Origin of the sequence: Fervidobacterium gondwanense DSM 13020, assembly GCF_900143265.1 — a bacterium.
GTDB classification, from domain to species: Bacteria; Thermotogota; Thermotogae; order Thermotogales; family Fervidobacteriaceae; genus Fervidobacterium; species Fervidobacterium gondwanense.
Window position 1 is genome coordinate 18,139 of the sequence record NZ_FRDJ01000016.1, and the last position, 12,726, is coordinate 30,864.

General features: G+C 36.5%; 7 protein-coding genes. All 7 read right to left on the minus strand.

Going from position 1 to position 12,726, the window contains the following annotated elements; all coding sequences use genetic code 11:
- Positions 1–162: 162 nt before the first annotated feature.
- The 7 genes from BUA11_RS09565 to BUA11_RS09595 all read right to left on the minus strand — a co-directional run bounded on the left by BUA11_RS09565 (position 163) and on the right by BUA11_RS09595 (position 12,522).
- Positions 163–315, minus strand: a complete 153-nt coding sequence (locus BUA11_RS09565; RefSeq protein ID WP_084634446.1) for a DUF1232 domain-containing protein — start codon at positions 313–315, stop codon at positions 163–165.
- 622 nt (positions 316–937) lie between these two features.
- Entirely contained in the window at positions 938–3,868 is a 2,931-nt protein-coding gene (locus BUA11_RS09570) for a hypothetical protein (protein WP_072760975.1), read from the minus strand.
- A 21-nt stretch (positions 3,869–3,889) separates the two neighbouring features.
- Positions 3,890–5,341, minus strand: coding sequence for a sigma 54-interacting transcriptional regulator (locus tag BUA11_RS09575; RefSeq protein WP_072760977.1), 1,452 nt, complete (start codon positions 5,339–5,341; stop codon positions 3,890–3,892).
- 25 nt (positions 5,342–5,366) lie between these two features.
- Positions 5,367–6,125: a hypothetical protein gene (locus BUA11_RS09580; RefSeq protein ID WP_072760979.1), complete on the minus strand. Its 759-nt coding sequence runs from the start codon at positions 6,123–6,125 to the stop codon at positions 5,367–5,369.
- Position 6,126: 1 nt separating this feature from the next.
- Positions 6,127–10,515, minus strand: a complete 4,389-nt coding sequence (locus BUA11_RS09585; protein ID WP_072760981.1) for a hypothetical protein — start codon at positions 10,513–10,515, stop codon at positions 6,127–6,129.
- A gap of 680 nt (positions 10,516–11,195) precedes the next feature.
- The gene (locus BUA11_RS09590) at positions 11,196–11,810 is read right to left on the minus strand and encodes a DUF4230 domain-containing protein (RefSeq protein WP_072760983.1); all 615 of its coding nucleotides are present in this window, start codon (positions 11,808–11,810) and stop codon (positions 11,196–11,198) included.
- 13 nt (positions 11,811–11,823) lie between these two features.
- Positions 11,824–12,522 carry a DUF4230 domain-containing protein gene (locus BUA11_RS09595; RefSeq protein ID WP_072760985.1) on the minus strand — a complete coding sequence of 233 codons (699 nt, stop codon included), beginning with the start codon at positions 12,520–12,522 and terminating at the stop codon, positions 11,824–11,826.
- Positions 12,523–12,726 lie beyond the last annotated feature (204 nt).

Sequence of the window (12,726 nt, forward strand, 5' to 3'; positions counted from 1 at the left end):
TGTCTCACCTTCCTTCGTTTGTTTATTCCTTGGATAAGTCATGTTCAACTCTCACCCCCAATCGAAATTGTTAATAACCTTCCGTGATTTACAAATGACATTTAAAGTGAATCCATCAGGCTTTTCTCATGACGTGTTGCTGTTGGTACTCGTAATTCAAACTCACGCACGTCTGAAAGCTTTAGCAAGTTTGTAGATTATGTAGATAATACTTATAAAATCGTCGAACCTTCCCATGAACGGTACGAAGTCAGGAATAAAATCCACAGGAGATATCAGGGTTAGAAGAGCCAATACCAGCGGAAGATCGAACATCGGTATTCCAGTTTCACCTCCATATTTTGTTCTTTACAAGAGAACACCGTGCGAGGATTTACTGTCCACGCTCGGTGGATAGACCTTTAGATGTTTACTTGCTTTCGGGTCGGGATGAGACTATGTTACTCGGACAATTCTTCGATGGCTTTGAGAACCCCAACTACTCACATTATGACTAGAACTATGCTGTATGCAAGTCCGTCGATTGGCGAGGAGCTCATGACTATCTCTTCTGGCATGAGGGTGTCCATTTTTTCTTCGAGAAACTCCATTCTCCTCACCTCCTTTCTGCTCTTGATTTCCCGCGATTAAGCTATATCTGCCTTGTGGCTTCCGTGTATTACATATGACAATTGGAGGCAAAAGTTTGAATTTCTCTTATAAATACAAGTTTTTGGATTTCTGATGTTGTTATATTTAATTTCGTAAAATGGTTTCATGTATTACAAATGACATATAGCTGGATAGATGGCTTGTCCTTGGGAAGTAAAGACAGAAGACCAGCTTAAGATGCCTTTTACACGAGGTTGAAGACTCGGTGGGGATTTATGGGTTGCTTGGAAGATATAACAAAAAAAGCTTCCCTGAAATCACAGGGAAGCTCCTTAATTTTTTCTCATTATCTTTGAATCTTCAATTCAAACTCATCCCATACCGACTTGTACTCAATATAAAGCTTAGCTTTTTCAAACTCCTCTCTTATGTCCTTTTCTATCTTTTTCAAAGTTTCTTCATCAGTCTCAACTTCGGAATTCTTCACGATTTGCAATCCAAGAGATGCTTTTCTACCATTTTCACCGGAACTTAGCGTGTTTATTCCAAAAGACTTTGCGTATACCATTCGCACAGACTTGTGTTTATCAAAATGACTGAACTGGCGCGCTTTGAATGCTATCTTATCAGCTAATTGTATGAATTCAGGAACTCTCACACTCTCAGAATATTCATCTATCAATTCCTTAATTGTTGGGTAAACGATTTTCTCTTCTACATATTTTGCCGTTTTCTCGGCTTCTATATATTGCTCGTTCTCTAAGAATTCCTTGAGTTTCAAAAGTTCTGCTTTGGTTTCTTTATATTTAGAAGTTTCTTCCGGAATATCAATACTTTGATACTTATCAATAAGATAAAGACATTCGTTTTTTGTTCTTAGCAGTCTATTAAAGTGATAAGCGTCTGTTACTATTCTATCTGCCTGAACGTCCGTAGCATCTATGAATTTCAACCACTTCACAACAAACTTAATCACCTTTCTTTCAAGTTCATCGTCCACATACCATTCAGAATGTGGGTCGCTCATTAAACTTTCCAAACTCGAAGTATCAACGCCAAGTATCTCAGCAAAGTCTTTTGATTCGCTTTCATCATCTCTTTCGACTGCTAAATATCCTCTATGATATTTAGAAATCAGCTGCAGTGCTTTCTTAACAGCAACTGCCTTTTCTCTACCGAATATCCTTGTCAGCGTCAAGCCTTTATCACTTTCTTTCCCGCTTCCAATAAATGGTTTTTGGAAAGCAAGTACGTTGTAATGCTCATTATCCAAAAGCTGAACGGTTAGTTCGTTATGCACATCGCGTACAAGCGATGGAAGGGAATCAAGATGGAGAGTCTTTTTCAATTTTTCAATTTTGTAAATTGGATACGTATGTCCAAGGTCATGGACGTTTATGGAAACTATCAGAAGGAAATAGATCAGATCTTTGTAAGTTATGTTTTGGTAGTAACTCTTGTAAAGTTCATTATAACCGAACGGTGCAAAGAAATTATCTTCATCCATTTTAAGTATCAAACCTGTCAAGAAGTCCATCAGCCTTTTGCTGTGTCTTTGCGAGTGTTCCACAGTTTCAGGAATTTGGTCCCCAATCCACATGTGGTTCCATTTCTCCAAGATTCCAGATTCAATATATTCAGCAAGCTCAGGGTTCCTTCTGAAAACCTTCAAGAGTTGCTCTCCGTATCCAAAAGGAAGGTTTCTCTTTTTTGAATACTCCTTCTTAATTGAGTGAATATCATAGAAAGCAACTGGTTGACCACTATTATCAAAATTAAAAAGGGCAGCAACATCGTCATGTATCTGCAAAAGTTCTGTCCAAGAAGGCTCCACACCAGAGTCGAGAATTGAGTTAAGTGTTGAAATGATATTATCAACGTAGTAAGTATCCCAATTTACTACAACCCTGGGAATACGCAAAAGCTCTTCCTGCCTTTCATGTTTATAGTAAATGTCTTTGTTTCTAAATATCCCCCAGAGCATGAGTGCAAGACCTATCATCTTAACACCAGGTGCGATATCCATAATAATCTCAGAATCATCTTCACCAACATTTTCCATCAATTTATCCATCTTTTTTAAAACAATTTTGACTGTCTCCAAGTTTTCCTTTGTCGTTGTACCCTCATTGCTAAACGGGGTTTCTATGATGTATATTTTTTCAAATTCTTGATCTCTATCAGCCTTAAAAAGAAAATACAGCATATACAGAATCTGTGATGGCAATTCCGGAAATTTACTATCATCCAACACAGCAAAGTCCTCACTACCGTTAGACAAGACCAATACATTGTCCAACTTTCCTCTATCCTTGCTCAAAAAGTTCTTCAAGAGCTCAAGAATAGTTTCACAATATACACTGTTTTCATTATCATTCTTACAACATGGTCGATTAGATATCAATACAACATTCTTTATTTTGTAGCCTTTTTTCTTGATTAAAGCTAATGTCTCAATTTCTGCAGGTGGACGTTTTGGTCTAACTCCTGTCTCAAAAAAGTCAACAAGACTTTCAAATAGCATTTCCTGTTCTTCGGTGCTCTTAGGTCTATTATTTCCATCATTAAAGTAACCTCGAAAGCTCAGACCCACTGGCATGACAACTGTTGTTTTATCAAGTATGCGGTTTCTCAGATAACTTATGGTACTTATCAAACAGTTCGTCTCGTTTGCATTTATTATTCCTCTTAACCCTTCAAAAGGTTCGGCTAAGTTTTTGTTCATATAACGTTCCTGGTTGTTTTCATCCAATCTTTCCACCGCATTTTCTAACTCGGGTGGTACTTTGAAATCGTTAAATTCTACACCTTTTACACTTTCAATCTCCATCAAAAACCCATCAACCTTAGGATAGATAAACTCATCGATGACCACTTCAGGCACATCTAAAAGTTTGTACCTGATTTTCATCACTACATCACTGTTCTTAAGTTTCTTTGACATAAAATCATCAATTCCATCGATGATTTCTTCGTATTCTTCTCTGTTCAGACCATAATCATTGTTATCTGAGAGCTTTTTCTTAACAGTCCGAATCCATTTTTTAGTAAAACCTATGTCGGACTTTATCATCTCGAACCTCATTCGCTCCTCTTCATCGTCGTCTTTTCTTAAGTACCACTGTATAATACCTATCCTTTTTACAATATTATTCTTCTTATCTTTATTATCTAAAGTTACTACACCATTCTCATACTTCAAACCATTGTCCAAAATTCTCTCAAATGCCCCTCGTTCTTTTATAAGAAACTTTCTCTCTTTTTCAATATACGACATCTTCCAAACCCCCAGTTTCCATTATTGAACGTGTCGTTCAAGTATGATGTTCAAACCTTCGTAAAGAGCCTGTTGAACTGCGTTCCTAAGCACATCTTCAAACTCTCTAAAATTCCCAGCGTACTTTCTCTTTTCAAGCTTTTTAATCGCGTTAAGCGAAATCTTTTTAATTTTGTAGCCTTCTTCCTTGTCGAATGGATTGACATTAGGATTCAAAAGTACGAAATTGATCAAGAACCTTATATCCTCAACCCTTTCTCTCAATGGTGGAATAGTCAAACGGTATTTGAACCTGTAGTATAGGTCCGCTCTGAAACTACCCTCTTGAATTTCTTTTTTCAAATCCTTATTTGTCGCTGCAATGATATGGGTTGGTGCATAGATCTTTTCAGCTCCTGTGTAACCAACAGGATGGACTACACTGTCGTCCATGTAAGTCAAGAGCTTTGCTTGAACATCGGGAGGTACTTCTGTAATCTCATCGAGGAAAAGAATACCCGGACAGGATACTGTAATCCTTCCAAGTTTAGTTACACTATCGGTAAACGCTCCCTTCTCGGTTCCAAAGAGTATCGAGTCAATTAATTGCTTTTCCACGTTCACTAAAGACTGCCTGTAATATTCTTCTTTGAAGTGGTGTTCTCCAAGAACTTCGCGGGCTATAATCTCTGCTATGAGCGATTTGCCAGTTCCAGTTTCTCCCTCTAACAAGAGCGATGGGACTTTAAAATATCTATTTTTACTAAAAAACTCAATAAACTTTTTAGAAATATCCTGTAGCTTCTCATGACTCTCCATTCGAGGAGTATTACGATATTTTTTATCACGAACAAACTTGGTCATTGTTTCATAACTTTTCTTGAAATCAGCGATGATAGTTTTTAACTTTTTAGAAAACTCGCGCATTGATGGATCAAGGAAAACGGAGATGTATTTTATGTCCTCGTATTTTTCCGCTATTTCTTCTCTCTTAACGACGAATTTCCAATTTTCAATATCCTTCGCCCGTATCATTTCATACATTGTATCTTCTTCAACAATGATATTTTCGTCAGTTTCCCTCAATAAATCCTTGAGTAACTTCTCAAATTTCCCAAGCTCTTCGTACTCGAGCCCTTCTCCTTCGAGCCTCTCTCTTCTAAATACTCCAACAACATCGTGAGTCAAAAATTTCTTAATTAAATCTATATCAAGCGCCCTATCTATGATAAGTATATACATATCGTTCCCGCTATTTCCAACTTTATTGTCAAAACTATTACCCGTCACAATCCATATTACCTTTTTATTTTCTATCTCCTTGGGATTCTTTAATTCTGACCTTTTAATAATATTTACCAAATTAACCTTCTCACCCTTAGCTTTGAACTGAACACCAAGTCTATTGACTACATTCTTTACAATACTTTCCAATTCATCATCAACAACAAAACAAACCTTTAATTTACTCCCTTCCGACCGTCCTGCAGACATGGAACAGACCTCCTACATTCATACATTAGCTGTTTGCATTTCTTACAATCTCTTCAATTACACTCTTCACTCTCTTATTTTTCAGTAAATTACGAAGGCGTTCACGTTTCTCTTCTGTTGTATTAAAAACTTCATAAAAAACATCAGGAAAATCCTCAACACTTTTTCCGTTTAGCATTTTTTTCAAAAGTTCAAAATATTCCTTCTTTTTCAACTCTTCCAAAATTTCAAACTCATCAAATATCAATCCCCGAAACTCTCTGTAGTCTTTATCCTCTTGATTTTCAATTCTTCCTTTCTTTCTTTTCAAGAGAACTATTGGAACTATCTCTCCATTTGGAAGCAACACGCTCTTATCATTCAGACTTCTATCAATCGAGAACTTATATTCTCCTTGCCGTTCATCTTCCAAAACATATAACAGCTTTTCTTTTGAAAGTTCTTCAAACGGGAAGAAAGAAGCAAACAAATTTACCAACCCTTTAACTTTCTCCTCAGAGTCCCCGCTGAAAAGTAATTTATAACCAACGTCTGTTTTTACAACCAAGAACGATTTCTTTGGTGTCAATTTAATGCCTATTTCCAGGTCAATACTCCATTCTCCGTAAAGCTGAGAATCGATACGCTCACTACTTTGAGAAGCATCATCATCATACGATTCAGTAATATCATATATCGTCTCTTCTTCGCTTCCTGAAGTAACTATAACTCTCTCGTCTACAAGAACTTGTGATTGTTTTAGTTTAGTTTCTTGTCTTTGCTCTTGTTTTTGCCTAATTGCCATATTACATCCACCTCCAGAAGAAAGAGTACTCTACTCTTGGATGTTTCTCTTCGTAATCTTTTCCTATTTCAATTTCTTTTATAATATCCAGCCCTCTCTCAAACGACATGCAAGTGAGAGCACCTCTCAGGTCTATGTTAGAATGGTAATCTCCTGGTCTTGTGATTCCAAACCCCTTAATATATTGAGCAAAATTGTAAATCAATTCAAAATACAAAGATTTTGAGTCAAGGTAACTAAACAGATGATAACCTTCCCCCATGTCACGCTGAAAGTCTTTACTAACGTTTTCGAGAAATTTACTGTAATTTTCACTATTGAACGCATTCCTAAGAATACTCTCCCTAACAGACGCCATATTCAAACCCTTTCCACCAGTATGGAACGTCTCCATCGAAAGTTGCGTTCCTCGCTCTCCTATAACGTGCCCTGCTGAAATTCCTATGTACTCATTATCATTAAATTCCTTTAATCGTGAAACATCAAACCCACACCATTTTTTGCTAATATACCAACCATTGCCAATTTCAACAACTTTTGGTGAAAGTAGCACAAACCTATCCGGAATCATATCTTCACTTTCCACAAATCTAACTTCGTCCCCTACCTTTATGTAACGGTATAAGAACCTTTTCTTATCAAATCCATTTGGCAAGGTACTTAGATCTATATTAATTTCAACAAATTCATCAGTATTATCAGACGTCTTAATAGCTCCTACGAATTCAACGAGTTTACGGGTCAAATATCCGGCATCCGCAACTTTCAACTTTTTATCCATCAACGTCCTTCGAGCTCTCCTGACCAAACCATCTTCAGGATTGAAGTAATCTTTAACGCTTAAACCTTGTACGAAACCTGTTTGAATCTTTCTCTCTTCAACGCTGATTTCAAAATTAAGCTGTTTGTATTGCTTATCGTTCCCTCTACACTTTGATTTCTTAATAGCCTCGAAGCTGCCAGTATTATTGAGTATTTCAAAAATACTCAGTGTAAGATTTCTTTCCGTTGCCAATCTAACATACTTATCTAAAATAGTTGACTTTATATATTCCTTTATCTCATCATATTTTCCTTGCCTTGCATAATCTCTGATTACTTTGTCGGCTTCGCTCTTCAAAGCCTTTTTCTCTTTTCCGGTCTCACAATAGTAGCCGTACACCATATCTTGGTCTATCGAGTATATAAGCTCGCCATTACCCAGCTTGAAAGGATTGCGTGAAGGCAACATACTTCTTAATTCTTCCTTGATATCTTCTGTTTGCTCAGTTGGGTATATCACCGCCATAGTGTCTCCGTCAAAATCAGCATTGAAACCTTCACACACGTTTATTGGAAGTCCTATCGTATAGTTTTGCCAAAAAACAGGTCTGAATGCTTGAACAGAATGCCTGTGAATAGCTGGTTGCCTTATCAAGACTACATAAATATCATCGCTGATAAGTTCTTTAGTTAACAGCCTTGCGATTTCTTTTCGCTCCTTGCTGTCTCCCCTTAAAGCTCTTTCAACTTTGTCCTTTGAAATAACCGAAATTCTATCTTTGAGCCAAGCAATCCCAAAATCCACAGGCAAAATAACAGTATCAACATCCAAATCAACCACAAGACCTTCCAAATCTAGCTTAGAAAGAGGCATCGGAGAAATAACAGTTCGCGCCGAATAGTGTAATCTTCGGGCGATAACTATCTCACGAACAAAACCTTCCTTCTTGAAGAGTAATTTCTTAATCTTATCTTCTATGTATTTAAAATCTGCTCTTTTAGAGCCTTCCGCTTTTACTTCTTTGAGAACTACAACAATCTTATTCCAGAAATTCTCTATCAGCTTTGCGAACTTTTCAACATTTCCATTAGGCCCATGAGATAGTTTAATTCCATTCTTAACACTCTCAAACTCGCTCACATGCTCAAACACAGCTTCTAAATATTTGCTATGATTGATAAACTTGTCTATCTCTTTTATATCATCAACACTCTTGCTTTCCTTTCCTACAAAATTCTCCAACAAATCAAAAAATTGCTCAATTTCCTGATTAACATCAGGTGATTTCTGCATCATATACCAAATCCTGTACAAGCCAAATTTTCTCTTAGTATCACGATCTAAATTCCTCAAGGCAGAGTCTACATATATTTTCAACAGCTCTAAATCGACATTGAGTTTTGTATTAACATTGTTAGCTAACTTGAAGCAACTGCAATTAGATGAACCATTTGATTTCAACTCGAACCTGATACCGAACACATAATCAAAAATCTCGTTCAAAATATCCTCAGGATAGACTGTCAAATTTGCTTTTTTACCTTTTGCTAAACTACTCAAATTCTTTTGAGCGAACAGTTTTGTAAGTTTTCTATTTGCATATGATTGCAAACTCCAAAACTCAAGCTCTCCAAACTTCTGACCACCATTATTTGACTTACCTTTCTTTGGCTGACCTGTTAATTCACTTTCTGCTGCTATATCCACAACATGAATCTTATCCCTCACGCAATGGTCAAGCCTCACCATATATTGATAGCCAGCTGTAAGATACCAAACGTTACCATTGTAATAAACCCTAAACCTTCCGTATTTATCAGCACCTATTGAACGGAGAGAATCCAGAAGTTCATTTGAACGAGAGCTCATATTTTCCAGAGGAGAGATTGGTATAGGCAGGTTAAAATTGGCGTGTTTTACGGCAACTGAACAATGGGTCTCGTACAACTGTCCCAAATTCATCCTTGAAACAACGCCAAGTGGACTCAAGATAACATCGAGTTTGTAACGATTCCCTCCTATTTCCACTTCAGGCATCTGTTCGTCTGGAAGGATCAGAGAAACAGTACCCTTGTTTCCGTGTCTTCCCATCAGTTTGTCTCCAACTTCTAAAGGTTTGTAAACCTCGAAGTCTATATAGAAACTTATCACATATTCATCAAAAACTGCAGAAGGTACTGGAAAAGCATCCTTAGGCAGATTCACAACTCTTGCTTCATACCTTCCTTCATACGTACGTATCCAACTCTTTTTCTTTTTTTCGTCTTCTTTTATAGTAACTTCGAACAACTCTTTTCCATAATAAACACTCTCACCGGGCTTGACCTTCCATTCGATTATTGCTTCAACCTTGTTACCAACAAACTTCCATTTCCCCTCATTAAAAGTGAAACTCTTGGCTGAAATGAACTCTTCAGTAAACTTCTCACTTTCCTTAATCTTTACTCTCATTTTCTTAGCAAAACTCTCTGAAACTACTATGCCATCCTCAAAATTAAAACCGTAGAAAAGCCCGTACCCAACAAGTGCGTTCACGCCATATTTTTGCGTTTCAAAACCTGTTTTGATAATCGGTTCTTCGGCTTCCTCGACAGGTATCACTTGCTTCAAATTCTTTGATCCCATCAACATCCTTGCTGCATCGGAGTGCAAAATGAAAGGAATCTGTTTAGTAGCAAAAGACAGAAAATCGGGCGATGAGATATTCCCATTCAACAAATCTGAAATAGTAAATCTTTTATTAACAATTCTCAAATTATCAAAATCAAAAGACAAATCATCACTATCTATCAACGTAAGCGTTAGACCAATCTTATCCGACTCAGGAGTTTCAAGCAAATCAACAATCCCAAAATGTGAAGAATGTGGCAGCCTGAGGTTATCGTTAACCTGCTCATTTGGATAAATAACCTTTCGTGGTTCCGAATTATACGATATATCATTGAGCTCGTCTGCGAGGAAGAAATTAGGCACCTTTACGGCCAACCACCGCCCAGTTTTAGAATAATATCTACTAAAGATTACCCCTATCTTTTGAACGAGCTGATTCAAAAGTGCGCTTCTAAAGCTTGAATTGACTCTTCTATCGCGAACCCTTTCATAAACAATCCTGAGTAGAGCAAAAAGAAAATTCAAATAGTAACCTTGAAGGACTATACTCTCAGAAAGATTGATACTCTTTTCTAAAATTTCTTTCATTGATAAATCATCAACAGATTCATTCTCTTCAAAAACTTCCAACTCATCTGATGTGCTAAACCCATCAAAAACGACAAATGGAGAGTAAAGCTTACTACCTTCGAAATAAAAATACCCATCCTTATCAGGAACAAGCAAAATAACATCCTTAAGTTCAATATAATCATGGAAAAACTTTTCACCGAAATCAAACTTAATATCATACAAACCACCGATAACCAAGTTACCCGTCCCGTACAGATTGCTTTTCTTACTAACATCAATGTTCATAGCTTCCAAAACGTCTGATAGCTTTCTTAAGCTATCAACCTTCTTCTCAGAATCGTCTATCGATTTACTAATCGTTTTTCTGACTATGCCGAAAAAACTATTAATCATTCTCACAAACTCATCAGAACCAGCAAAAGAAAACTGCTGAAACAATCTCATACTATTCCCCCTCATCTTATTTTTACACACATACAACTTTTATAGGTAAAGGCTGAATCTACCATAACTAATTATAGCATACAATTGTGATACGATTACGTTAGGCATCATTGACATGACCAAAACCGAAACAATGATGCAATCACGTCTAAAGCCACAAAAAATTGAAAAGAGTACATTCCTTCTCAAAACAAAGTGTTAATTCAACATCTGAATAGATTAAACAAAAGTTTCAAATTCACCAAGGTTGAAAGGTAACAAAAATACATCATTGATGATATTCACAATAAACTCAAAGTATCTGAAATTCAAATAAGAGTTGAAGATAACTGAGGAAGGAAGAAGCCGTAAAGGACTTATTTGGTTATGTTAGAAGGGATAACATTTGAGATTTACTCATCAGCGGATTTAAGGCAGGAGAAAAGACAACCACGAATCCTTCGCCCTGTGTAGTATTCTATTATGCCGGCATTTTAGATCTGTCCGTTTAACAGAAGATTATAAAACACACTATCCCCACAATCTTTACTAATTATAAGAGAAAGTAATTTTCACACATCAATTTGATGTTGCCTGAATTAAAGAGAAACCTTGTAGTTTCATTTGAAATGAAACGCGGGGTTAAATCCCGCGTACAGTATTATATTATCGATATTTAGAATCTGAAGCAATGAATTTTATTAATCGACAAACGTTATTTCAACATCTTCAAATCCGAGCAACGTTACTAAATTCTTTACAATATACGATGCTTGAGCCTTTGCTTCTTCAATTATCCCAGCTCTTTTAGCATCCTCTTCGATTTCTTGAAGCACTTCATTCTCCAACTGTTGCCATTCCTCAAGCGATTCGTAATCGTCTTTCTTAAGTACAGTCGGTTGCTCTAAAAAGCGTGATTCTATTCTTGGAGACGGAAGGGTTAGTTTTACTGTTCTGTCTTCAACTACAACATCTGCGCTTGTTAGATTTGAAACATCTACATACGCCGTTACATCAGCCTTGCACATCAAGATAAGTTCCTTATCACCAAATGGTATATTCAAAAACCTATTTTCTACTCTTTTTCCAAAAACTTTTTCTATCTCATACTTAACCAAATCCAGTTGCAACACCTCTTGTAACTTTTTCAGTATAACCACATTTTCTTGATTAACCGATGTGTTTTCTTCTTCTTGATTAACCGATGTGTTTTCTTCGTTCCTATTTGCAAAAAACTCATTCCAAACAAACCCGAGCACTACTATAGTCACCAAAAGTCCGAATATAACTAAAATACAGGATTTTATTTTACCCATATTCCCACCCCATCTACATAACCATAACAGTCTCAAAGCCTAACTGTTTTAAAAGTTGTTCAACAAAAATCTTTGCGCGTTCTCTAGCCTGCGGGAGTATTTCAGCTTCAATTCTTTCTCTTTCTCTATCAATATCTGCCTCTGCTATCTCATGAATCTTTCTCTCGGCTTCAACTGGTAAATTAGCAACTAATGACTTGTATATATCTGTGTAATGCTCGAGTTTCTCAACAAAGTACTGTTCAAATATTTTAGCCTCAGGTACGGTAACTGTCGCTTGTTTTGTTTCGAAATCAATTTCAACATTCTCTTCACTTATTTCACTCAAATCAACTCCCGCTCTAAAAACGTAGACAAGGTGAGCTGCCGATTCATATCCATATAAAAAGTTTGCTATCTTATCTATAATATTACCATCCTCTACACTTGCTAAAATTCTCTTATACTCTTCGTAAGTTATTACAGAATCCTTATTTTTATTGTATATATAAACTTTTTGATACATAGCCCTCAAAGTGACGAGTCTTCCTATCTTCCTAATCTCCGATATATAAGTGGGAAATGATATCTTTTGGACCTTTCTTCCTATTCCGAACACCTCTGCAGAAAAATCTACGATTTGTTTCCAAGCAAACTTTACTACCACGAATAAAAGTAGGCCTATCAAAAAAATAAACACTACAATAAACAATATCGACTTAAAAACATCCATAAGTTCACCCCCAGCAGCGTAAATTTAAGCTTTCACCATCCAAAAACATATCTTTTTAATCACATTTTGCTAAAAGTATTCGAACAATTTAGCCCCCACTTTCTTACAGAGAGAAGTGCCTTTTCCACATACGAATATGTACGACACGGAAAAATCAAAGCAAGAAAAATTTCCATCTCTTTCAGAGAGAGGTTCCTTCCTGAC

Coding starts and splice junctions, on each gene's coding strand:
- BUA11_RS09585 (WP_072760981.1), bottom strand. CDS start 10,515: ATGAGATTGTTTCAGCAGTTTTCTTTTGCTGGTTCTGATGAGTTTGTG.
- BUA11_RS09570 (WP_072760975.1), bottom strand. CDS start 3,868: ATGTCGTATATTGAAAAAGAGAGAAAGTTTCTTATAAAAGAACGAGGG.
- BUA11_RS09580 (WP_072760979.1), bottom strand. CDS start 6,125: ATGGCAATTAGGCAAAAACAAGAGCAAAGACAAGAAACTAAACTAAAA.
- BUA11_RS09575 (WP_072760977.1), bottom strand. CDS start 5,341: ATGTCTGCAGGACGGTCGGAAGGGAGTAAATTAAAGGTTTGTTTTGTT.
- BUA11_RS09590 (WP_072760983.1), bottom strand. CDS start 11,810: ATGGGTAAAATAAAATCCTGTATTTTAGTTATATTCGGACTTTTGGTG.
- BUA11_RS09595 (WP_072760985.1), bottom strand. CDS start 12,522: ATGGATGTTTTTAAGTCGATATTGTTTATTGTAGTGTTTATTTTTTTG.
- BUA11_RS09565 (WP_084634446.1), bottom strand. CDS start 315: ATGTTCGATCTTCCGCTGGTATTGGCTCTTCTAACCCTGATATCTCCT.